This window comes from Pseudomonas sp. W2-17, from assembly GCF_041060445.1.
Taxonomy (GTDB): domain Bacteria; phylum Pseudomonadota; class Gammaproteobacteria; order Pseudomonadales; family Pseudomonadaceae; genus Aquipseudomonas.
In genome coordinates this window covers 278858-301807 of sequence record NZ_JAUFNS010000004.1, presented here as the reverse complement: position 1 = coordinate 301807, position 22950 = coordinate 278858, and the positions used below count along the sequence as shown (strand labels likewise).

The 22950-nt window shown below is 58.4% G+C and carries 23 protein-coding genes and 1 tRNA gene; 18 read left to right on the top strand and 6 right to left on the bottom strand.

Annotated elements, in window-relative coordinates:
* Nucleotides 1–123 precede the first annotated feature (123 nt).
* The 14 genes from QWI20_RS07225 to QWI20_RS07160 all read left to right on the top strand — a co-directional run bounded on the left by QWI20_RS07225 (nt 124) and on the right by QWI20_RS07160 (nt 10445).
* Nucleotides 124–870: a YebC/PmpR family DNA-binding transcriptional regulator gene (locus QWI20_RS07225; RefSeq protein ID WP_369304851.1), complete on the top strand. Its 747-nt coding sequence runs from the start codon at nt 124–126 to the stop codon at nt 868–870.
* Nucleotides 871–995: 125 nt separating this feature from the next.
* A complete protein-coding gene (gene ruvC, locus QWI20_RS07220; RefSeq protein WP_065989739.1) occupies nt 996–1520 on the top strand; it encodes a crossover junction endodeoxyribonuclease RuvC in 525 nt (174 codons plus the stop codon).
* A gap of 61 nt (nt 1521–1581) precedes the next feature.
* The gene (ruvA, locus tag QWI20_RS07215; protein WP_065989737.1) at nt 1582–2190 is read left to right on the top strand and encodes a Holliday junction branch migration protein RuvA; all 609 of its coding nucleotides are present in this window, start codon (nt 1582–1584) and stop codon (nt 2188–2190) included.
* Nucleotides 2191–3246: a Holliday junction branch migration DNA helicase RuvB gene (gene ruvB / locus QWI20_RS07210; protein ID WP_065989736.1), complete on the top strand. Its 1056-nt coding sequence runs from the start codon at nt 2191–2193 to the stop codon at nt 3244–3246.
* A gap of 137 nt (nt 3247–3383) precedes the next feature.
* Complete coding sequence (gene ybgC, locus QWI20_RS07205; RefSeq protein WP_074893268.1) at nt 3384–3854, top strand: tol-pal system-associated acyl-CoA thioesterase; 471 nt, start codon at nt 3384–3386, stop codon at nt 3852–3854.
* Complete coding sequence (gene tolQ, locus QWI20_RS07200) at nt 3844–4539, top strand: protein TolQ (RefSeq protein ID WP_037014076.1); 696 nt, start codon at nt 3844–3846, stop codon at nt 4537–4539. The genes ybgC and tolQ overlap by 11 nt, the downstream gene beginning before the upstream one ends.
* A gap of 23 nt (nt 4540–4562) precedes the next feature.
* Entirely contained in the window at nt 4563–5018 is a 456-nt protein-coding gene (gene tolR / locus QWI20_RS07195; protein WP_172613049.1) for a protein TolR, read from the top strand.
* Nucleotides 5018–6109, top strand: coding sequence for a cell envelope integrity protein TolA (gene tolA / locus QWI20_RS07190; protein WP_369304850.1), 1092 nt, complete (start codon nt 5018–5020; stop codon nt 6107–6109). The genes tolR and tolA overlap by 1 nt, the downstream gene beginning before the upstream one ends.
* 17 nt (nt 6110–6126) lie before the next feature.
* Nucleotides 6127–7407 carry a Tol-Pal system beta propeller repeat protein TolB gene (gene tolB, locus QWI20_RS07185; RefSeq protein ID WP_205902582.1) on the top strand — a complete coding sequence of 427 codons (1281 nt, stop codon included), beginning with the start codon at nt 6127–6129 and terminating at the stop codon, nt 7405–7407.
* Between the two features lie 53 nt (nt 7408–7460).
* A complete protein-coding gene (pal, locus tag QWI20_RS07180) occupies nt 7461–7964 on the top strand; it encodes a peptidoglycan-associated lipoprotein Pal (RefSeq protein WP_065989719.1) in 504 nt (167 codons plus the stop codon).
* A 6-nt stretch (nt 7965–7970) separates the two neighbouring features.
* Nucleotides 7971–8789 carry a tol-pal system protein YbgF gene (ybgF, locus tag QWI20_RS07175; RefSeq protein ID WP_369304849.1) on the top strand — a complete coding sequence of 273 codons (819 nt, stop codon included), beginning with the start codon at nt 7971–7973 and terminating at the stop codon, nt 8787–8789.
* Between the two features lie 179 nt (nt 8790–8968).
* On the top strand, nt 8969–9616 hold the full coding sequence (gene queE / locus QWI20_RS07170; protein ID WP_369304848.1) for a 7-carboxy-7-deazaguanine synthase QueE: 648 nt from the start codon (nt 8969–8971) through the stop codon (nt 9614–9616).
* Between the two features lie 15 nt (nt 9617–9631).
* Nucleotides 9632–10306, top strand: coding sequence for a 7-cyano-7-deazaguanine synthase QueC (queC, locus tag QWI20_RS07165; protein ID WP_369304847.1), 675 nt, complete (start codon nt 9632–9634; stop codon nt 10304–10306).
* 63 nt (nt 10307–10369) lie between these two features.
* Nucleotides 10370–10445: transfer RNA gene (locus QWI20_RS07160), tRNA-Lys, on the top strand.
* 109 nt (nt 10446–10554) lie between these two features.
* Here the strand turns inward: QWI20_RS07160 and QWI20_RS07155 are convergent.
* Nucleotides 10555–11673, bottom strand: a complete 1119-nt coding sequence (locus QWI20_RS07155) for a hypothetical protein (RefSeq protein WP_369304846.1) — start codon at nt 11671–11673, stop codon at nt 10555–10557.
* A 234-nt stretch (nt 11674–11907) separates the two neighbouring features.
* On the opposite strand from QWI20_RS07155, the gene QWI20_RS07150 reads away from it, so the two are divergent.
* Entirely contained in the window at nt 11908–13005 is a 1098-nt protein-coding gene (locus QWI20_RS07150) for an alpha/beta hydrolase (protein ID WP_369304845.1), read from the top strand.
* Between the two features lie 196 nt (nt 13006–13201).
* On the opposite strand, the gene QWI20_RS07145 is transcribed toward QWI20_RS07150, so the two are convergent.
* A complete protein-coding gene (locus QWI20_RS07145; protein WP_369304844.1) occupies nt 13202–14416 on the bottom strand; it encodes a Vps62-related protein in 1215 nt (404 codons plus the stop codon).
* A 239-nt stretch (nt 14417–14655) separates the two neighbouring features.
* A complete protein-coding gene (locus tag QWI20_RS07140; protein WP_369304843.1) occupies nt 14656–14808 on the bottom strand; it encodes a hypothetical protein in 153 nt (50 codons plus the stop codon).
* Nucleotides 14809–15037: 229 nt separating this feature from the next.
* Between QWI20_RS07140 and QWI20_RS07135 the strand changes: the two genes are divergently transcribed.
* The 3 genes from QWI20_RS07135 (at nt 15038) to QWI20_RS07125 (ending at nt 19430) form a co-directional block, all read left to right on the top strand.
* A complete protein-coding gene (locus QWI20_RS07135; protein WP_369304842.1) occupies nt 15038–17065 on the top strand; it encodes an FIST N-terminal domain-containing protein in 2028 nt (675 codons plus the stop codon).
* Between the two features lie 52 nt (nt 17066–17117).
* A complete protein-coding gene (locus QWI20_RS07130; RefSeq protein WP_369304841.1) occupies nt 17118–17927 on the top strand; it encodes a helix-turn-helix transcriptional regulator in 810 nt (269 codons plus the stop codon).
* Between the two features lie 105 nt (nt 17928–18032).
* Nucleotides 18033–19430, top strand: a complete 1398-nt coding sequence (locus QWI20_RS07125) for an NAD-dependent succinate-semialdehyde dehydrogenase (RefSeq protein WP_369304892.1) — start codon at nt 18033–18035, stop codon at nt 19428–19430.
* Between the two features lie 120 nt (nt 19431–19550).
* Here QWI20_RS07125 and QWI20_RS07120 read toward each other — a convergent pair whose 3' ends face one another.
* From QWI20_RS07120 to QWI20_RS07110, 3 genes are all read right to left on the bottom strand, one after another.
* A complete protein-coding gene (locus tag QWI20_RS07120; RefSeq protein WP_369304840.1) occupies nt 19551–21053 on the bottom strand; it encodes a M10 family metallopeptidase C-terminal domain-containing protein in 1503 nt (500 codons plus the stop codon).
* Nucleotides 21054–21373: 320 nt separating this feature from the next.
* Nucleotides 21374–22063 carry a type 1 glutamine amidotransferase domain-containing protein gene (locus tag QWI20_RS07115; RefSeq protein ID WP_122537429.1) on the bottom strand — a complete coding sequence of 230 codons (690 nt, stop codon included), beginning with the start codon at nt 22061–22063 and terminating at the stop codon, nt 21374–21376.
* A 214-nt stretch (nt 22064–22277) separates the two neighbouring features.
* Entirely contained in the window at nt 22278–22880 is a 603-nt protein-coding gene (locus QWI20_RS07110; RefSeq protein ID WP_369304839.1) for a TetR/AcrR family transcriptional regulator, read from the bottom strand.
* Nucleotides 22881–22950 lie beyond the last annotated feature (70 nt).

Sequence of the window (22950 nt, the reverse complement as noted above, 5' to 3'; positions counted from 1 at the left end):
GCTCGGCGGACTGACGATTCGGTCCGCCCTGATCCCCGCCCATACCGGGCACAGATTCGAGTGAAGCGTCTGCGTTTGAGCGATCAAGCGCGGGCGTGCGTGTTTCAAGGTTTGGAGCGTGTTATGGCTGGTCATTCCAAGTGGGCGAACATCAAGCACCGCAAAGAGCGTCAGGATGCCAAGAAAGGCAAGATCTTCACCAAGTGGATCCGCGAACTGACCGTCGCTGCGAGTCAGGGCGGAGGTGATCCGGCGTCGAATCCGCGTCTGCGTCTGGCCCAGGACAAGGCCCTTGGCGCGAACATGAGTCGCGACATCATCGACCGCGCCATCGCTCGCGGTGCCGGTGCTGCCGATGCCAATGACATGGTTGAACTGGGTTATGAAGGCTACGGCCCGGGTGGCGTTGCGGTGATGGTCGAAACCATGACCGACAACCGCAACCGGACCGCTGCGGCCGTGCGCCATGCGTTCAGCAAGTGCGGTGGCAACCTGGGGACTGACGGTTCGGTGTCCTATCTGTTCGAACGCAAGGGGCAGATATCCTTTGCACCGGGCGTTGACGAAGACGCGCTGATCGAAGCTGCGATGGAAGCGGACGCTGACGACGTGGTCACCCACGAAGACGGCTCCATTGACGTATTCACGTCGTTCTCCAGTTTCTATGCCGTGCGCAACGCTCTGGAAGCCGGTGGTTTCACGCCCGCCGATGCGGAGATTGTGATGCAGCCGACCACCAGTGCGGTGCTCGATCTGGACATGGCGGAAAAGGTCCTCAAGCTGATCGATATGCTGGAAGACCTGGACGACGTGCAGAACGTCTACTCCAACGCTGAAATCCCGGACGAGGTGCTGGAGCAACTGGGCTGATCGTTTGCCCGTTCGGAACTTGAGGCCGGAGCGCACGAGACGTTGATGATCAACGCTATCGGCCTCCGGCTTCTGCCTTTATGCTGCGTCCAATTGTTCGTGTTACCTCTCAAGCTGCAGGCGTTATGACTCTTATTTTAGGTATCGACCCCGGTTCACGAATTACCGGGTTTGGCGTGGTGCGTGATACCGGGCGTGGCTGCGAGTACGTGGCCTCGGGCTGCATTCGCACGGGCACAGGCTTGCTTCATGAACGGCTGCAGATTGTGTACCGCGGCGTACGCGAGGTCATTCAGACGTACGGTCCCGTGACCATGGGCATTGAAAAGGTGTTTATGGCGCGCAACCCGGACTCGGCCTTGAAGCTGGGCCAGGCCCGGGGTGCCGCCATCGTTGCAGGCGCCGAAGAAGGCTTGGAGATCGCCGAGTACACCGCGACCCAGGTCAAGCAGGCCGTCGCAGGGACGGGGGGCGCCAACAAGGATCAGGTGATGATGATGGTCATGCATCTGCTCAAGCTAACCACCAAACCACAAGTGGATGCGTCGGATGCACTGGCAATTGCCATGTGTCACGCGCATACCCGATCCAGCCTCATCCCTCACGGCCTCAATACCGCGCGCAGTCGTGGCGGTCGGCTGCGGCTCTGATGGCATTATTTGCGTTGGCACGGCCCGTCGCAGTAGCGGGCCTCTGGAAAGGATTTGATTCGTGATTGGACGTCTACGCGGTACGTTGGTCGAGAAGCAGCCGCCGCATCTGGTACTGGATGTCAACGGCGTGGGTTACGAAGTCGAAGTGCCCATGACCACGCTTTATCGCCTGCCTCATCTGGGCGAAACCGTGACACTGCATATTCATCTGGTGGTTCGTGAAGACGCGCACCTGCTGTTCGGGTTCTACGAGAAGCGTGATCGCGAGATGTTCCGCGAGCTGATTCGTCTGAACGGGGTCGGGCCAAAACTGGCGCTGGCCCTGATGTCGACACTGGAAGTGGACGAGTTGGTGCGCTGTGTCCAGGCGCAGGATACCTCCGCGCTGACCCGAGTCCCGGGCGTTGGCAAGAAGACCGCCGAGCGTTTGCTGGTCGAGCTGAAGGATCGCTTCAAAGCGTGGGATTCGTTGCCGGGCACTTTCGCGCTGGTATCGGACGGGCCGGGCGCGCCGATGGCCGTGGCGACGGCCGAGTCAGACGCTGTCAGCGCGTTGATTTCCCTGGGCTACAAGCCTCAGGAAGCGAGCAAGGCAGTGACCGCGATCAAGGACAAGAATCTCAGCAGCGAAGACCTCATTCGCCGCGCACTGAAGGGGATGCTGTAAGTGATAGATGCCGACCGTCTGATCGCCGCCACCGGGCGTGACCGTGACGAGCAACTGGACCGTGCGATCCGGCCGCTGAGTCTGGCCGACTATATCGGTCAGCCCACCGTACGTGAGCAGATGGAGCTGTTCATTCAGGCGGCGCGCGGGCGCAGTGAAGCGCTGGACCATACGCTGATCTTCGGTCCGCCGGGCCTGGGCAAAACCACACTGGCGCATATCATCGCGCAGGAAATGGGCGTTTCGATCAAGAGCACCTCGGGCCCTGTGCTCGAACGGCCGGGTGATCTTGCGGCGATTCTCACCAATCTTGAGCCCCACGACGTGCTGTTCATTGATGAAATCCACCGTTTGTCCCCCATCGTCGAGGAAGTGCTGTACCCGGCAATGGAAGATTTCCAGCTGGACATCATGATCGGTGAAGGCCCTGCGGCGCGCTCCATCAAGCTCGATCTGCCGCCGTTCACGCTGGTGGGGGCAACCACCCGCGCGGGCATGCTGACCAACCCGCTGCGTGACCGCTTCGGTATCGTGCAGCGTCTTGAGTTCTATAGCACCGCGGATCTGGCCACAATCGTGTCGCGCTCGGCGAAAATTCTCGGGCTGTACATCGAGGACGAAGGCGCATTCGAGATTGCCCGTCGTGCACGGGGAACCCCACGGATCGCCAACCGGCTGCTGCGTCGGGTGCGGGATTTCGCCGAAGTGCGCGCCAAGGGCGAGATCACCAAGGCGATTGCCGATCTTGCGCTCAATCTGCTGGACGTCGACGAACGCGGTTTCGATCATCAGGACAGGCGCTTGCTGCTGACAATGATCGAGAAGTTCGATGGAGGGCCAGTCGGGGTGGATAACCTTGCGGCGGCCATCAGCGAGGAACGACACACAATTGAGGATGTGCTGGAGCCCTATTTGATTCAGCAAGGCTATATGATGCGCACACCCCGCGGCCGCATGGTCACGCGGCATGCTTATCTGCACTTCGGTCTGAACATCCCCTCGCGCATGGGCGACCGGGCGGTGATGGATGAACCGGTCGAAGACCCCGACGAATAAATGCACGATCAACCGATTTATTCGGTTGTTTGATGGTCTGACGGGCAGTCACCGCAAAGTGACGCGTCGCGGGCAGTAAAAACGATGAAAAACAGTTGCCTGGCCGGATTGGCAACCTGAGGAGTAAGCACTAGAGTATGCGCGCGCAAAACGGGGCTCAGTCGTTCGCACATCGTTGTCGCGTTTATTACGAGGACACCGATGCCGGCGGCATCGTTTACTACGTCAATTACCTGAAATTCATGGAGCGGGCTCGAACCGAGCGACTGCGGGAACTGGGCTTTGCCCAATCCGCAATGGCGGGTATCGAGAACCTGTTGTTCGTCGTGCATTCAAGCGAGGCTCGGTACCACAAGCCCGCGCGGCTGGATGACGAACTGCTGATCAGCGCCGAAGTAATCGAATTGAACCGCGCCAGCCTGCGCTTTCAGCAACAGGTCAGGCGGGCTGCGGATGATGTGCTGCTCTGCGAAGGGCAGTTTTTGGTGGCGTGTGTGCGCGCCGACAGTTTGAAACCCCGGGCCATTCCCGAAGCTCTGCGCACGGCCTTTGCCGGGCAGGGCGGCGCGGGTACACATTCAGAGCAGGAGATACAGCGTGGAAGCTAACGTCGTCGACCATTCCTCCATGTGGAGTTTGGTCAGCAATGCCAGCGTGGTTGTGCAGTTGGTGATGCTGATCCTGGTGGCCGCCTCGGTCACCTCGTGGATCATGATTTTTCAGCGCAGCGCCATGCTGCGCGCCGGGCGTCGGGCATTGGACAGCTTCGAGGAGCGCTTCTGGTCAGGTATCGATCTGTCCAAGCTCTACCGTCAGGCCGGCAGCAACCCGGACCCGGACTCGGGCGTAGAGCAGATCTTCCGCGCGGGCTTCAAGGAATTCTCCCGTCTGCGTCAGCAGGCTGGCGTTGATCCGGACGCAGTCATGGAAGGTGTTGCACGTGCCATGCGCGTCGCGATATCCCGTGAAGAAGAAAAACTCGAGCAGAGCCTGCCATTCCTGGCAACCGTGGGTTCCACCAGCCCGTACATCGGTCTTTTCGGTACTGTGTGGGGGATCATGAACTCCTTCCGCGGCCTGGCCACTGCGCAGCAAGCCACTCTGGCTACCGTTGCACCGGGTATCGCCGAAGCACTGATCGCCACCGCGATCGGCCTGTTCGCAGCGATCCCTGCGGTCATCGCTTACAACCGTTTCGCCGCTCGTGGCGAGAACCTGATCGGTCGCTACTACACATTCGCCGACGAGTTCCAGGCGATCCTGCACCGTAAAGTGCACACCAGCGAAGAATAAGCAGGTATTTCCCAATGGCTTTAATCGCTCGCGGCCGACGCAACAAGCGCAAGCCGGTCGCCGAAATGAACGTGGTGCCGTACATCGACGTGATGCTGGTGCTGCTGGTCATCTTCATGGTGACGGCTCCGATGATCAACCAGGGCGTGAAAGTTGATCTGCCCAAAGTCTCCAGCGAGGCTTTGCCGCAGGACAACAACAATCAGGTCCTGACGATCTCGATCAAGGCTGACAAGACCTACTACTGGAACCTTGGCAGCGAAGTCGACACCGACAAGCAAATGGACAAGGCGATGACCTTGCCGCAACTGACCAGCGCAGTGACCAAAATCATTGCGGCCGGTCGTGACGCCGGCAAGCAGACTCAAGTGTTTATCCGTGGCGACAAAACCGTCGACTACGGCGCCGTCATGGGCACGATGGGCGGGTTGCAGAAGGCCGGGGTCGGGAACGTTGGTTTGATTACCGAGGCCCCCTGATGCAGCCGATTCGAGAGCCGTCCGCCTCGGAAAGCTACTTCTGGCCGTCCGTCTGGGCGGTGGGACTGCACGTCCTGATTTTTGGTTTGTTGTTCGTCAGCTTCGCAATGACACCTGAGCTTCCTGAAGCCAGGCCGATTGTTCAGGCCACGCTCTATCAGTTGAAATCAAAAAGTCAGGCAACCACCCAGACCAACCAGAAGCTTGCCGGTGAGGCGAAGAAATCCGCTGCGCGACAAACCGAAGTCGAGCAGATGGAGCAGAAAAAAGTTGAGCAAGAGGCAGTGAAGGCGGCGGAACAAAAGAAAGCCGATGCCGCTCAAAAAGCCGAAGAACAAAAGGCTGAGGAAGCGAAGAAAGCTGACGACGCCAAAAAAGCCGATGACGCTAAAAAAGCTGCGGACGACGCCAAGAAAGCCGAAGCCAAAAAAGCGGATGACGCGAAGAAAACCGCTGAAGAGAAACAATTGGCTGATATAGCCAAGAAGAAAGCCGAAGACGACGCGAAGAAGAAAGCCGAGGAAGACGCCAAGCGCGCGGCCGCCGAGGAAGCCAAGAAACAGGCTGCCGAGGACGCGAAGAAGCAGGCTGCAGACGACGCCAAGAAAAAGGCTGCCGAAGACGCGAAGAAAAAAGCGGCTGAGGATGCCAAGAAGAAGTCGACCGAGGACGCGAAGAAGAAAGCCCAGGACGCTGCTCGCAAATCAGCGGAAGACAAGAAGGCGCAAGCTTTGGCCGACCTGCTTTCCGACAAGCCGGAACGCCAACAGGCGCTGGCCGATGAGCGTGGCGACGAAGTGGCCGGCAGCTTCGATGACTTGATTCGTTCTCGAGCAGCTGAAGGCTGGGCACGTCCACCTTCCGCGCGCAAGGGCATGACAGTCGTCCTGCAGATCAACATGTTGCCGGACGGCACTGTGACTTCGGTCAGCGTGAGCAAGTCCAGCGGCGATGGTCCTTTCGACAGTTCAGCAGTAGCGGCGGTCAAGAATATTGGTCGTTTGACAGAGATGCAGGGGATGAAGCCTTCGGACTTCGCACCTTACCGTTCATTCAAGATGACATTCACACCTGAGGACCTAGCCTTGTGATTAACCTTCTTCGAGGAATGCTTGTCGTTCTGTGTTGTGCAGCGGGTTTCGCCGCTGCCGACGAAAAGAACATTCTGGTAACAAGCGGCAGTGACCGCGCCACGCCTATTGCGGTCGTGCCGTTTGGCCTGCAAGGCGGCAGCGTGCTGCCGGAAGACATGGCCAAGATCATTGGCAACGACCTGCAGAACTCGGGCTACTACTCGCCGATTCCAAAGGAAAACATGATCAGCCAGCCGAGCCAGGCCAGCGAAGTCATCTTCCGTGACTGGAAAGCGCTGGGTGCCCAGTACGTCATGGTCGGTAGCATCGTTCCTTCGGGCGGTCGCCTTCAGGTTCAGTACGCGTTGTTCAACGTGGCCACAGAGCAACAGGTGTTGACCGGCAACGTTTCGGGCACCGCCGACCAGCTGCGTGACATGTCGCACTACATCGCCGACCAGTCGTTCGAGAAGTTGACCGGCATCAAGGGCGCGTTTTCGACCCGCATGCTGTACGTGACTGCCGAGCGTTTCTCGACTGACAACACGCGCTACACCCTCCAGCGTTCGGACTATGACGGCGCCCGCGCGGTGACGCTGTTGCAATCCCGTGAGCCGATCCTGTCGCCACGCTTCGCGCCAGACGGCAAGCGTATTGCCTATGTGTCGTTTGAGCAGAAGCGCCCTCGGATCTTCGTTCAGCACATCGACACTGGTCGTCGTGAGCAGATTACCAACTTCGAAGGCCTGAACGGCGCCCCTGCGTGGTCACCGGATGGCACCAAGCTGGCCATGGTCTTGTCGAAAGATGGCAACCCGGAAATCTATGTGATGAATCTGGCGTCGCGTCAATTGTCGCGAGTGACCAACGATTCCTCCATTGATACAGAACCGTTCTTCGGTAAAGACGGCTCCACGCTTTATTTCACGTCTGACCGCGGCGGCAAGCCACAAATCTATAAAACCAATATTAATGGCGGAGGGGCAGAGCGCGTTACTTTCATCGGTAACTACAATGCCAACCCTAAGTTATCGGCGGATGAAAAGACTCTGGTGATGATCCATCGTCAAGATGGCTTCACCAACTTCAAGGTTGCAGCTCAGGATTTGCAGCGCGGTAGCGTAAAAATCCTCACAGACAGCAACCTTGATGAGTCGCCTACTGTTGCGCCTAACGGCACCATGGTAATCTACGCCACCCGCCAGCAGGGCCGGGGAGTCTTGATGCTCGTGTCCATTAATGGACGCGTAAGGCTCCCGCTTCCTACCGCTCAAGGCGAAGTCAGAGAACCTTCCTGGTCCCCTTACCTGAACTGACGCGGCGCTTTACGTTGTACTTAACACACTTGGGGTTCATTAGGAGTTTTACGATGGAAATGCTGAAGTTTGGTAAATTTGCTGCGCTGGCTCTGGCCATGGCTGTAGCTGTAGGTTGCTCGTCCAAAGGCGGCGACAATGCCGGTGCTGGCGGCGCTGCTGTAGATCCTAACGCTGGTTACGGCGCTAACTCTGGCGCTGTTGATGGCAGCCTGAGTGAAGAAGCTGCTCTGCGCGCTATCACCACTTTCTACTTCGAATACGACAGTTCTGACCTGAAACCAGAAGCCATGCGCGCTCTGGACGTTCACGCCAAAGACCTGAAAGCCAACGGCGCTCGCGTAGTTCTGGAAGGCAACACCGACGAACGCGGTACTCGCGAATACAACTTGGCACTGGGCGAGCGTCGTGCGAAAGCCGTTCAACGCTACCTGGTTCTGCAAGGCGTTTCGCCAGCTCAGCTGGAACTCGTTTCCTACGGTGAAGAGCGTCCAGTTGCTACCGGTAACGACGAGCAATCGTGGGCTCAAAACCGTCGCGTCGAACTGCGTAAGTAATTTGACATGCGAACGTGCCGACGTGCTCTAACCGTTTTGGCTCTCACCCTTCCTCTTGCAGCGATGGGTGCGGTTCCTGTGGTCGATGACAACTCTGGCTCTGCTGGTAGCAGTTATCCGCCATCGGGTTATGGTACGTCTGGCGCCTACGCCGGAGGTGCGGCTACGGCCGCGCCTTCGGCGCAAGGTCAGCTGTTCATGCAATTGCAGCAAATGCAGGACGAGATTTCGCGCTTGCGCGGAATAGTGGAAGTCCAGCAGAACGATATCCAGCAGATGAAGCAAGAAGCACTGGATCGCTACAAAGATCTCGACTCCCGTATCGGAGCTGGCGGCGCACCTGCCCCATCAGCTGCCAACAATTCTGCTTCCGACGGCGGCACCAATGCCGGCGGAGCACCCGTGTCACCCGCCGCTCAAGCGCCTCAGGCGAGCAGCGAGCCCGGTGACCCAGCGAAAGAAAAGCTCTATTACGACGCTGCTTTCGACTTGATCAAAGCGAAGGATTTCGACAAGGCCAGTCAGGCATTTGCGGCATTCCTGCGCAAATACCCCAACAGCCAGTACGCGGGCAATGCTCAATACTGGTTGGGCGAAGTGAATCTGGCCAAGGGCGACCTTCAAGGTGCCGGTCAGGCCTTTGCGAAGGTCAGTCAGCTTTACCCAAAGCACGCCAAAGTGCCTGACTCCCTGTACAAGCTGGCGGACGTCGAACGTCGCCTGGGTCACACCGACAAAGTGAAGGGCATCCTTCAGCAAGTCGTTGCTCAGTATCCGGGTACTTCAGCCGCTCAGCTGGCTCAGCGGGACCTGCAGCGTCTCTGATTGCCATTCAATCTGACCGCTGATTCAAGAAAGCCGCGCATTGCGCGGCTTTCTTCGTTAGAATTCCGCCCCCGAAATTCCGGTATTGATTACGCTTCTGTGGATTCTGCGTGTGCAGGGTGTACAGAAGTGCCTGACGGAGGCGGATGGCCTGTTTAGCCGTTACGCCCGTGGCCCCTATGCAAGACACATTACGTATCACCGAAGTTTTTTACTCGTTGCAGGGTGAAACGCGCACGGCAGGCTTGCCTACCGTTTTCGTGCGACTCACCGGCTGCCCACTGCGTTGCGGTTATTGCGACAGCGAATATGCCTTCACTGGCGGAACCATCCAGACCCTCGACTCGCTGATGGAGCAGGTTGCCAGCTACCGCCCGCGCTATGTCTGCGTCACAGGCGGCGAGCCGCTGGCTCAGCCGAATGCCATTCCTTTGCTTCAACGGCTGTGTGACGCGGGCTACGAGGTTTCTCTGGAAACCAGCGGCGCGCTGGACATCTCGAAAGTCGATCCCCGCGTAAGCCGTGTCGTCGATCTGAAAACCCCTGGCTCCAAAGAAGTGGCGCGCAACCGATACGAAAATATCGATCTGCTTACGCCTAACGATCAGATCAAATTCGTCATTTGTTCGCGGGAAGACTACGACTGGGCCGTCTCGAAGATCATTCAGTATGGTCTGGACGGTCGCGCTGGCGAAGTGCTGTTTTCCCCTGTCCACCGCGATCTAAACGTCAGAGACCTGGCCGACTGGATCGTTGCTGACAACCTCCCGGTGCGGCTGCAATTGCAGTTGCATAAAATCCTCTGGAACGACGAGCCGGGGCGCTGAATGAGTGAGCAATCGATGACTGAGAAAAGAGCGGTAATCCTGCTGTCCGGCGGGCTGGATTCGGCCACTGTGGTGGCGATGGCCAAGGCAGATGGCTTCAGCTGCTACACCATGAGCTTCGACTACGGCCAACGGCATCGCGCCGAGTTGCAGGCGGCGGAGCGTGTAGCGGCCGATATGGGCGTGGTCGAACACAAGGTTATCGGCCTCAATCTCAACGGCATCGGCGGGTCCGCGCTGACTGACAGCAGCATCGCGGTGCCTGAGACGCCGGGTGAGGGCATTCCGGTGACGTACGTACCGGCGCGCAATACTGTTTTTCTCTCTCTCGCACTGGGCTGGGCCGAAGTGCTCGGTGCTCGGGACATCTTCATCGGTGTCAACGCCGTGGATTACTCGGGCTACCCGGATTGCCGTCCAGAATTTGTCGAGTCGTTCGAGCGCATGGCCAATCTCGCCACCAAGGCTGGCGTTGAAGGGCAGGGCTTCACGATACAGGCGCCGCTGCAGATGCTGAGCAAGGCCGATATCGTTAAAACCGGTACGCGCCTGGGTGTGGATTACGGTTTGACGGTTTCCTGCTATCAGGCCGACGAGCAGGGAAGTGCGTGCGGAAAATGCGACAGCTGCCGCCTGCGCGCTGAGGGGTTCGCGGCGGCTGGCGTGACGGACCCGACGCGTTATTTTTAAATTATTTTCGCTTGGGTGTTGAATTACTGTGAAATATCAGTAATATACGCGCCACAACGAAGCGGGTCGTTAGCTCAGTTGGTAGAGCAGTTGGCTTTTAACCAATTGGTCGTAGGTTCGAATCCCACACGACCCACCATTTCGAAAATCTGGAAGGCCCATGAAAATGCGGATTTCCAGATTTTTTTTGCCTGTCAGAAAGTAGCGGCCGGCGCTGACTCAATCACTCAACGCCCCGTGCGTCCATTTCACGCCTTGCCGAAAACCACGTCCAGGGACATCGAGTCCGTATGGCGCATAGGGTTGCTGCCCTGACCCAGGGTGTCGTCATTCGGATGCTGATACGTCATTCCAGTGCCCAGCTCGTTGGTCAGGAAATCGCCCCCCTGTTTCATCTTCTCCGTGGACCCGTCGTACCATCCGGCGATGGTCTTGTCCCCCGCAGAGTCCAGGGAAGTAATGCTGTCAGGTGCCTTGTCAGCGATACTTTGCTTGTCGCCGACTTCAAATCCTTTTCCATCGGTGGCATGGATCGCTGCATTGCGGCCATCAATGTCGCTGGTATTGATGAAGCCGTTGTAGAACTCCAGGCGGCTCGCGTCAGGCTTGTAGTTGCCGTCCGCGTCGGCCTGTTTAAGCAGCCCCGTCGTGTCTGCCTCGTACTTCATGGTTCCTTTTTGCCCAGGCTCCAATGACAGTTCACCTACCAGCTTTTCATTTTTGTCGAACTGGCCAATCTTTATCGCGTGGTCTTGAGTATTGGTGATATTGAGCGAGTAAGGCCCGCTGCCAGCGGAGGCGGCGTCACCTACGGCGGTACTCTTGTCTGCAGGTGCAGGTGCAGGTGCAGGTGCAGGTGCAGCTGTCGCCTGCGGCGCGGCCTGAGCATCTGCCGGAGGCGTGGATGCCACTTGAGGCCCGGCTGATGATGGCTGGGCCGCACTTGGCGTCGCGGCTGCTTGCTGGGACCCAGCGTTAGTAGCGATCGGCTGAGCAGGCGCTGAGACTGCCGCCGACTTGCCCTGCGGACTGCCACTGCCTTGAGAAGACGCGCCCGTGTCGCTCCGGCTTTGCTGCATGAATTGTGCGAGCGCCTGCATGATCTGCTCGACCAGATTACGTACCGATGCAGCCAAGTCCTGATCGGTGGGATTGGCTGCACGCGCGCTGGCATTCACTCGGCTGTCACTGTTGTGGGGCGATGGTCCCCCGAAGTTCACCGACTGCGCACCGGCACCGGGCGACGTACCAAAATCGATACCTCCGCCCGCTTGCCGCTGGTCAGTCAGACGCTCTTGGGGCGAGCCAAAATCGCTGTTATGCAAGCCGAAGAGCTGATCAACAGGCCCACTCACTTTCGTCGACATACGTCACCCGCTTTGGACTTTATACCGCTTGAGTGGCAACTGAACCGCTTTGGTTCCGTCGTCCCAAACCGTTGGTCCGAGGCACCTTCCTTCTTTCCAGACAGATGACCTGGTCATGGCCTTGGCATCCCGCAGCCCCTGCGCAGATTCCTGGAACTGACGCTTATCTTTCTCGGACTCATACAGGTAGGCATAGGGATATCCGTCCCCCAGCCCGGCCGATTGAGGTTTGACATGATCAAAGACCATCGCAAATGCATGTTGGTAATCTCCGCGCTCTGCGCGGCGGTGTTGATAGGCGGGTGCGCACGAGACCCTGAAAAGCGCTCAGTGTCGGAGCTCGCGGTGGGCGGCACGAAGAGCATGCTGCGCACTGACTCGGACATGCAGAAAGTCCTGAATGCCTATTCGAGTTTTGACGCGAAGGCGGTGGAAAAGACCACGCCAACCGAGGCACGGCAACAGCCAACAATCGCTGATGCGGTGAAAAGCGTTCTGGCTGACCAGAAGCGCGATAGCTCTCCTAATGCATTAGTGCCGGGTGTTACGAGCCGCGACACGACGGTTCCCGGTGCAGCCGGCGCGATGCCCGCTACTGTCTACACCCCTGACGGCCCAGGTCCTTTCCCTGTGGTTCTGTATTTCCATGGCGGGGGATGGGTGATTGCCGATCGCAAGGTGTATGACGGTGGTGCCCGTGGTTTATCGAAGCAGGCCAATGCAGTCGTCGTCTCCGTCGACTATCGCCGTGCGCCTGAGAATAAGTTTCCTGCCGCCCATGATGATGCGCTGGCCGCTTACCGTTGGCTGACCACCCATGCAACGAAGGTAAATGGAGACCCTAAACGACTCGCCCTTGCAGGTGAAAGCGCAGGCGGGAATCTTGCGATTGCCACCGCCGTTGCCGCACATCAGGCCGGGCTGACCGCTCCAAAACATGTCCTCTCGGTCTACCCGGTGGCGCAGTCGAGCACCAATACTGAGTCATACCTCAAATATGCCGACGCGATGCCGCTCAACCGTCCGATGATGCTGTGGTTCATCGCTCAAGTGACGAGTCGCCCGGCGGACGTCAGTGATCCTAGAATTGACCTGGTGCACGCGAACCTGGCAGGCCTGCCGCCTGTGACCTTGATCAATGCCGAGATCGACCCGTTACGCGATGACGGCGCTCAGTTGGAGCAAGCGCTTAAAGGTGCTGGGGTCAGTGTTGAACGCAAGGTTTATCCTGGCGTCACTCACGAGTTTTTTGGCACCGCTGCGGTTGTGCAGAAGGCCCAAGAAGCTCAGGAATATGCGGGTCAGCGCTTGAAAGGGAGTTTCGACAAGTAAAAGCACACTGCGAATAGGCGGTACGAGAATCATGCAGACCTGACCTGAGTCGCGGGGTTTAAATCCTATCGCCCTATCCATACTTGGGGGCGTCGGTCTTGCCAGTTATTTCAGGGACGCTAAGGATCGCCATTGAAGTCCCAAACGGAGTAATGCCTCCGTTTGGGTTGGTTTATTCAAGCCAGTGATTGTTTTCCTATTCGAAGCTCACCTTCAGGTTCGTTTCTTCCGTCGGTGGGTACTCAGCCCAAAAGATGTTATCGCCATCAGAGTACCCAACGTTGTTTGATACTTGTGTGTTGTCTTGACGAAACAGCTTGTAGGTACTTTCAATGGCGAATGCTGCCACTGCTTTTTTTACCCCGACGGTCACGTTGACCGTTCGGGTGGTCGACTTCTCCCAGCCGCTTGAAGAGGTCGTCGTATAGGAAAAGCTTTGGCTCAACTTCACAGAAGCTGTAAACATCGGGCCTAACTTCCATTCGCCACCAATTTCAATGCCCGTTGTCGAGGTGAAGGATGTAGAACTGTCCCCGCTTACCCCGTTGGTCACCGCCCAATTGAAGCTTTGCTCTGAAGAGCTCTGGTTATAGCCGAAGCCGATCAGTGTATATTTATCGGTCCGTTCCAGCCGATAAATCGGTGATTTGAACAGTTGCTCGATGGGTTTCAGGTTGGGATCTCTGACCGTGAACCACGAGAGATTGCTGATGTAGGTAAGCGTGCTTTCATCGAACCCCGTCGGTTTGCCGTAGCCATGCAAGACAGGAGTCGGTGGCGGATCGAAGTGGGTCATCGGGATCTGGAAGCGCAGGGAATATGCATTTGGGTCAGTAGATGGCTTGTCGTGGCTTGCCACACCGACGAAGGTCCCGGCAGAGAGATAGACCTCACCCGCAGGTGCGCTCGGCGGAGATATCTGCCAGCAGCCAAAATCCTGGTCAGAATGAGTTTTGGTGTCGTCCCATATCAAGTCGCCGATCAGCGACGGCATGACGAGGTCGGTCCTTACGCAACGGACGGCGTCGAGTGACGGCTTGTCGTAACCGCCATTGCATACCAGCCCCAATGCTACGTACCCTTGGGGTGGAACAGGTCGCCACATTGATCCATCGCGATCCGCTCCCGATCCGCTGTCATTCCAAACCAAAACATAGTCAGTCGGAGCCCGTAACGCCGTTCCGGCGGATCCATTCATATCACTGACCAGTGCAACCGCTGTTTGACCGGTGGCGTCGTTGTAGTTACCAACGGCATAGTCACCCAGCGGATAAAAGCCATCAAGACCGTCCGCCTTTTGGGGCCTCCAGAAAGCACCATCGTGACTACCGCGAGAACCCGCGTCATTCCATTGCAAGCTGAATTGGGTTGTAAAGGAAATGCGCAGATCTTTGAACTCAAGAATTTCCATGTGCATAATTCCCTCTATGAACTGTTTCTAGGTTGGTGATTGAGTGGTACAGGTATACGGTAACTCAGTCAGCTGTTTATCATTCAGATTGGCTCGAAGTGTTGTTGTCAGGACCCGCCAGTATCCAAACGTAAACCGTCCGGCATGCTTCAGTTTTTGATGAAGTTGTACACTTTCAGAAACGGCTCCCAAGCCACTTAAAGAAGTTAACTGACTTTATGGCTTCTACCTCTTCAATGTTAAGCCGAAGCGATGTGGTAAGCAGAAAAGTCTGTCGCTTTTAAGTGGATACGCGGATTAGTCTTTTTCACGCTTAGGTGAAAATGGCCTGACGGAATAACAGAGGAAATCGTTGCCGAAAGAAGGTACAGACACATCTCTTCCTTGATCATGAAGCCTCCTCACCATCGCGCCATCGGTGATGGCAAAATGATGCTAGTTCACGGACAAAAAAAACCAGCCACTTTTGCCTGACATGACGAGCGGCAATCAAAAGGTCCGTCTAATCCAACCGACCAATGCCCACCTTCCACACTTCAGTCGCCTAGCCTACAGCCGATACAGAAAAAAGCTTCGCGTATGCATGCCTGCGCCCTGCGACCCTTTCTAGTGAGTCAAGCGATGAACCCATTCAACCTCTTCAACCGATCCCGCGCCCATCGACAGGAAGCGGTCAGCATAAACTGCACCGCTGGCGAACTGGACCGTGCCCTCGCCGGCGTGCGTTCAGTTCCCGTTCTGGTGACAGGTTTCGTTTCTCCGCATCTGGACATCGACCAGGTCGCCGCGCGCATCAAGCAGCGGTTTCCCGACAGCGCCCTGAGCCTGTGCACCACCTCCGGCGAGCTGTGCAACAGTGCGACCGGTTTGTATTGTGCGACCGGCGATCGTTGGGACCGCATCGTCCTGCAGCTCTTCGAGCACAGCGTGATTGCATCGGCCGAAGTGGTGATGGTGCCGCTGGAATGCGAAGACATCCGCAGCGGCGGCAAGCGCATGGAGATGCGTGAGCGCATTGAAAAACTGGTCAGCAACATCAAGCGTGCGCAGGTCAGCACGCCTATCGACCATCGTGACACCTTGGCCTATGTGGTGTTCGACGGCTTGTCGGCGTCCGAGTCGTTCTTCATGGAAGCGCTTTACGAGTCCGGTCGCTTCCCCTGCCTCTTCGTCGGAGGCTCGGCCGGTGGCAAGTCGGATTTCAAGAAGACACTGATCCACGACGGCAAGCGCAGCTATCAGAATCATGCGCAAATTGTCTTCATCAAGACGGCCGCCGACGTACGTTTCGGTGTATTCAAAAGTCAGAATTTTCAACCCGCCGGATTGACCTTCAGTGTCCTGACCGCTTCTGTCGAAGACCGCACTATCGATCAGGTGATCGACAGTAAGGGCAACATCATGAGCATGGTGCAGGCGCTGTGTAACGCCTTCGACTGTGACGCTCACGCCCTGGAAAAGAACCTCGCGGATTACTCCTTTGCCATTCGGGTGGGCAGCGAGTTGTTCGTGCGATCAATCGCGCGCATCGACCATGCGCAGCAAATCATTCAGCTGTTCTGCGACGTGGCCCCCGGCGAAGAGCTGGTGATGGTCAAGCGTACGCCGTTGCGCGAAGCCACCCGCGTGGATTACGAGCAATTCCTGCGCGGCAAGGGCGGACAGCCCGTCGCGGCGATCCTCAACGACTGCATCTTGCGTCGGGCCAACAACGGCAAGGATCTGGGCAGCATGACCGGTTTGTTCGGTGACGTACCGCTGGTGGGGTTCTCGACCTTCGGTGAAATTCTCGGCCTGAACCTGAACCAGACGCTCACGGCGATCTTCTTCTTTCGGGTGGCAAAAGACGCGTCATTCACGGATGAGTATGTGGACAATTTCATCGCGCATTATGGCGAATTCAAGGCGTTTTTCCTGCGCCGCCAGCTTAAGAAGATGGTGGGCTTGAACCACGTCATCGTGAAGCAGATCGAGGCGTTCAAGCTTAACGACTTCAACACCGCGCTGGACACCCGCGGGCTGGATACCAAAGTCCTGCCTGTGTTCGAAGGCCTCGCCGCACTGGGTCGGGTCCTTGCCCAGGCCGGTCAGCAGCAGGAAGAGATGTCCACGCAAATCAAGCACTATTCCGGCGAGTTGCACCTGTCGATGGACGATCTGGCCGGCACGATTGACCAGCAGAACACGGTCTCGACAAACGCCGGCAATACCGTTGTAGCGCTGGTCAGCCAGGCGGACGAAGCGGTGGTCGGCGCACGAGCCCTCGCGGAATCGAGCCTGCGCATCCAGTCCATCGTGCAGGTCATTCAACAGATCGCTGGACAGACCAATCTGCTGGCGCTCAACGCCGCCATTGAAGCCGCACGGGCCGGGGAATTGGGCCGAGGCTTTGCCGTGGTCGCTGACGAAGTGCGCAAACTGGCGGAAATCACCCGCAAGAACGCGGCCGAGATCGGCGTCGACATCGACCTGCTCTCCAGCGAGATCCAGCGGGTGGCGCAGCAGATCGAAGACCAGTCCACCGGCGTCGGCGCGCTACGGGAAATGCTCGACTCACTGGAAAACTCGAACCAGGCCACCGAAGGCACGGCGCGGCGCACCAAAGCCATCGCCGATACCTTGACCGGCTTGACCCACGCCAGAGCTTGACCCACGATGCCCGTTTTCCGCGATCAACCAAAACGTGGACCACGAGCGAGTTATGGCAAAAAGACCTTCGATAGAGCAGCGGCGCGAATTCGGTAACTTCTTGTCCAGCCGGCGCGCGCGGCTTGATCCGAAGGACTTCGGCCTGCCAGAAGGGCCGCGCCGCACCCCGGGACTGCGCCGTGAGGAAGTGGCGGCGCTCGCCGGGGTCAGCGTCAGTTGGTACACCTGGCTTGAGCAGGGCCGCGATATTCAGCCTTCGCCGGACGCGCTGCAACGGATATCCAAAGTCCTCAAGCTCGATCGTGTGGAGTCCGCGCACCTGTATGCGCTTTCCGCACTGGAGGTGCCGGTTGTTGCGACCGGCGGCGGGGTGACCGCCGGCCTGGAAATGTTGGTGCGCGCGATCAACCCCATTCCGGCGTATGTGCGCAATGCCCGACTCGACATCCTGGCGTGGAACGACGCCATCGCCGAGCTGTTCGTCGACTACGGTTCGTTGCAGCCCCATGAGCGCAACACGCTGCGTCTGCTGTTTCTGTACATCCCGTACCGAACCATCATTCTGGATTGGGAGCAGATGGCACGTGGCATGATCAGTGCGTTTCGGGCATCACGCGCGCTGGCCCAGGACAAGGCACCCTTCGATAGCCTGATCGAAGAGCTCTCGGCCCTGAGCGCTGAATTCAAAGAGTGGTGGCAGGACACCGAGGTCAAAGGTTTCGAGGAGGGCCGCAAGCGTCTGCTGCACCCCATCAGCGGCCATATCGATTTCACCTACGTCGCGCTGACGCCTGAAGGGCGGCCGGACCTGTCGCTGGTGACCTATATTCCCCGCCACACTGCCTATGACTCACGGTCATAGGATAACAACACGCCTTCCTGGCTTTTTCGGGCTTGCCTAGAGTGGCGGTCATCGCAGCGCACATGCGCTGCACCGACCGTCAACGAGGTAATCACGATGTCTGACTTGAGCCCGATCTCCGCCGCAAACGTCGCTACGTCACGCAACCCGGCCACCGGTGAGCTGATCGCCACTTATCCCTTCCAGACCCAGACCGACGTCGAGCAGTTGCTGGATGTGAATGCTGCGGCTTTTCGTCTGTGGCGCGCCACGCCGATGCGCGAGCGAGTGGCGGCGTATCGCCGTCTGGCGGACACCTTGCGCGAGCGGTCGGAATCCTTGGCTGCGCTGATCACCGCTGAAATGGGCAAGACCCTGGCGGCGGCCCGTGGAGAAGTGGAGAAGTGCGCGGCCACGATCGAGTGGATTGCCGACAACGGCCCGGCGATTCTTGCCAATGAGCCAGTCAATGTAGGCAGCGACGACGAAGTCCACGTGTCCTTCCTGCCGATCGGCACGGTGCTGGCGGTGATGCCCTGGAACTTCCCGCTGTGGCAGGTGATTCGTGCATCCGGGCCGATCATGCTGTCGGGCAATGGCTTCATGCTCAAGCACGCGCCGAACGTCATGGGCTCGGCTTACGCGCTGCAGGAAGCTTACGAGGCGGCAGGCTTTCCCAAAGGGCTGTTCACCAACCTCATCGCTGACAACGACACCGTGGCCCGCACCATCGAAGACCCGCGCATTGCCGCTGTCACTCTGACGGGCAGCATGCGCGCAGGTTCTGCCGTGGCAGCCACGGCGGGCAAGGCGCTCAAGAAGAGCCTGCTGGAACTGGGCGGCTCGGACGCCTTCATTGTGTTGGCCGACGCCAATATTGATCTCGCGGTGAAAGCTGCCGTCGAGGCGCGTTTCCAGAACGCCGGTCAGGTCTGTCTGGCCGCCAAGCGCTTCATTCTGGAGGCACCGATCGCCGAGCAATTCACGCGTCAATTCGTTGCAGCGGTCGAGCAACTGAAGGTCGGCGACCCGCTCGACAGCGCGATCAACGTCGGCCCGATGGCCCGCGCTGATCTGCGCGATGAGCTGGATGGTCAGGTTCAACGCACCCTTGCCGCCGGCGCGACGTTGCTGCTGGGCGGGAAGAAGATCGAAGGCCCCGGCAACTTCTACGCGCCTACCGTGCTGGCCGATGTGAAGCCAGGCATGGCCGCATTCGATGAAGAAACATTCGGCCCGGTGGCAGCGATCACCATTGCCGCCAACGCCGAAGACGCCATCGTGCTGGCGAACACCAGTGACTACGGTCTTGGCGGCAGCCTGTGGACCCAGGACATCCCGCGCGCGCAACGCATCGCCCGGCGTCTGGAAACCGGCGGCGTGTTCATCAATGGTTTCCCGGCTACCAACGCGCGGATCCCGGTGGGTGGCGTCAAGAAGAGTGGCTACGGCCGCGAACTGTCCCACTTCGGGCTGCGTGAATTCACCAACGCCCAGGCGGTGTGGGCTAAAAGCGTCGACTGAGATTCAGTGAGCAGTATCAGCGTGGGCGTATACGTTTGCAGTCGCCCATGCTGCAAAAAAAAGCCGTCGCACGTGCGACGGCTTTTTCATGCCTGCCCTATTGGAGCGGCGCGTCTGGATTCAGCCGATCGGGTGCAGGTCGGCGGGTGCCAGGCCCACTAGCTCGATGTGTGCAGCGTTTGTGTCGGCCACGATCAGATTATCGGCGGTGAAAGTTTTGGCGACGTTCTTGTCGATACTGATCTCGAATCGGTGACCGTCAGCGTCCGCTTCGTAATCCTTGAGGTAGGTGCGGTGCAGGGCGGTGTCGTAGATCAACTTAAGCGTGCCGTCGGTGCCGTCGCCAAGGCCGGTGTAGCCCAGCGCTGACACATCGATCTTGTCCTGTGTGGCATCGAAGTTTTTGATGAGGTCCGAATTGCCCCGAAAGCTGTCGCTCTTCTCGACGTATCGAAAGGTGTCGACGCCGGTGTTGCCGACCAGCAGGTCATCATCACCGCCGCCAACAAGGATGCCGCCTGCGGTCGAGTTGGTGAACTCGTCACGGTAGTTGTCGCCGGTCAGCGTCTGGTTGGCGCGGTCTGCCGCAGAGTCCCCGGCAAAGGTGAACCGGTCCATGTCCTGCAGGCCAGTGAGCGGATACCGTTCATATTGCGTCAGGTGCACCACGAATCGGTTGCCGTCTTCATCGGCCTCGAAGGATTGGGCAATCGCGTAACCGGCTTCGCTGTCATAGCGGTAATTGAGTGTGCCGTTATAGCCATCGCCCAGGCCGGTGAAACCCAGTGCCGAAACGTCCAGAAGGTCGCCCTCGCCAAGCTGGAAGTCGTGGATGAAATCGATACTGGACTGTCCCGAGCTGTCGTTAACAAAGCTGTCGGTGATGTGTTCGAAGGCGAAGGTGTTACGTGCATTGCCGCTGTACATCTCATCAGCGCCACCGCCACCTGTGACGATGTTGGCGCTTTTGGGAACGATCAAAAAGTCATCGCCGTCGGTCCCGCTGATGACGTATTGCTTTTCGCTCTCCTGATGTTCGCGGCCATTGCTTTCTGCCGTCAGGTCGTAACGCAGGGCGAAATTCTGCGTGCCGATCTGAGCGGCGTGGTCGCCTTCCAGCCGGACTTCGAATGCCTGGCCCTCGGCGTTTTTGTCCAGTGAGCGAACATAGGTAATGTTCTCGTCAGCGTTGTAAGTGACCGCTAGATCGCCGTTGTGGCCATTACCCACCCGCTCCAGGCCGAGCGCTGTCAGGTCAAGTACGTCATTGGATTGGAAGTTTTCGATCAGGTCCGAGTGCGAGCCCTGTTTGTCGAAATAGCTGTCCGTCACTGATGTGTAGACGAAGGTGTTGCCGTAGTAATAAGCGGGATGGCTGATGAGGGTATCGACGCCCGCACCGCCGTTATAACGGTCCTGCGAGTTGTTGAACGGGTTGGGTGGCCCCGGCTGGCCCGTGAGGACGTCATCGCCACCGCCGCCAAAGATGAAATCTCGCTTCGTGGTGCCCGTGAGGATGTCGTCATCCGCCGTGCCCACGTAGCTGTCATACGTGCCATGAGCAGTCACGACAGCCGCCTCATCCGCTTCACTCTGCAGTGCTGTTTTCGTTGCCTGAGCCATTTTTTTCTCGCCATAGGAGGTTTGGCACTGCGACCGCCGTGGACGGCAGATCCAGTTACAACGGGCATCGTGAGCGTTCAGCAATGCCGGCCACTGGCGTGGTAGACCCGTCAGAGCCGCGTTTGTTTGATTATTCGCGTCCGTCCAGAAACGACAAAGCCCGACATAAAGTCGGGCCTGGGGTCGGGTTGAATCCATTCATTACCAGTTCATGGCGATTATCCCGGTGCGAAGGTGCGAAGGTGCGAAGGTGCGAAGGTGCGAAGGTGCGAAGGTGAGAAGTGGGGAGGGGTGCGAACACCCCTCGCGCCGGGCGGTGATCAGGCCGATTTGTTCTGCAGTGCCTTGATCAACACGTCTGCCGCAGGACCGGAGGAAGCTGGGTTCTGGCCGGTGATCAGCAGACCATCGGTGAGGACGTACGAGCCCCAGTCCGGACCTTTGGAGTAGACGCCGCCCAGTGATTTCAGCTCGTCTTCCACCAGGAAAGGCACCACATTGGTCAGGCCGACCGCTTCTTCTTCGCTGTTGGCAAAGCCGGTGACCTTTTTGCCTTTAACCAGCGGCGTGCCGTCGGCATTCTTCACGTGGCGCAGCACGCCGGGGGCGTGACATACGACAGCGACAGGCTTGTTGGCGGCGATGAACGACTCGATGAGCTGGACGGAATTTTTGTCTTCAGCCAGATCCCACAGCGGGCCATGGCCGCCTGGGTAGAACACAGCGTCGAAATCTGCCTGGGACACGCTGTCCAGGCGGACGGTATTGGCGAGCAGGGCTTTGGCGGTTTCGTCTTTCTCGAAGCGACGGGTCAGGTCGGTCTGGAAGTCAGGCTCATTGCTCTTCGGGTCCAGCGGAGGCTGACCGCCTTGTGGCGAGGCCAGTACGATTTCGGCGTTGATGTCGCTGAACGCGTAGTAGGGCGCGGCCAGTTCTTCCAGCCAGAAGCCGGTAGGCCGGCCGGTGTTGCCGAGGGTGTCGTGGGACGTCAGAACCATAAGCACTTTCATCGGGCGTATTCCTTGGGACGGGTTAATGTGGGTACACCTTAACTCTGAGTAGACCAGTCGTCTAGAGTTATTTTTGTATTATTTCATAGGACCTTTTTAACGTGCTTGGCAGTGGGGGCGGCGAAGGTATAAAGCCGGTCAGGAGAGACCGGCAGGTAGTATGCGGAGGAGGAACGAAGGCAAAGAGAGCGGCAGGAGATTGCGGGGGCGCCGATCAGGCAAGGCGCAAGATCACGCGCGTTGTCGCCATGGCGGTTTCGAAGGGCGCGAGGCTTCTTTCGATCTTGACCATCACGCTGGCGCCGACCCACAGCTGATACAGGCTTTGCGCAACGGCGTAAGGGTTCTCGCAGGCGGGCAGCGAGCCGTCGGCAATGCCAGCCTCAATCGCGCTGCCGAGCCGGTCGGTAATCCCGGCCGTGCCGCGCTTGAGCACCGCGCGCATGGTTTCCGACAGATCGGCCACTTCAACGCCGAGCTTCACGGCGAGGCACTTGCCTTGGCATTCCTGGAACGACTGCGTGTCTTGCCAGACCCGCCAGTAGCTCATCAGGCGCTCGCCCATGGGCAGGCCGGGCTCGCCAAGGATGCGATCGATATCCGCGAGGTAGTCGTCGAAGTAGTGTTCGAGCAACGCCTCACCGAAAGCATCCTTGGAACCGAAGTAATGATAGAAGGAGCCTTTCGGCACGCCCGCAGCGGCCAGAATTTCGTTCAGGCCTACGCCGGAATACCCCTTGGCGGCCATGATGCGTTGGCCGACGTCGAGGATTCCTTTACGGACATCAGATGAACCACGTGTTTGGGGAGTATTCATGGCTCGGAGAATACATCCTAGTAAGTCGGTCTACTAGCGGATTCTGATGGGCGATGTCGTCGAGTGTCGG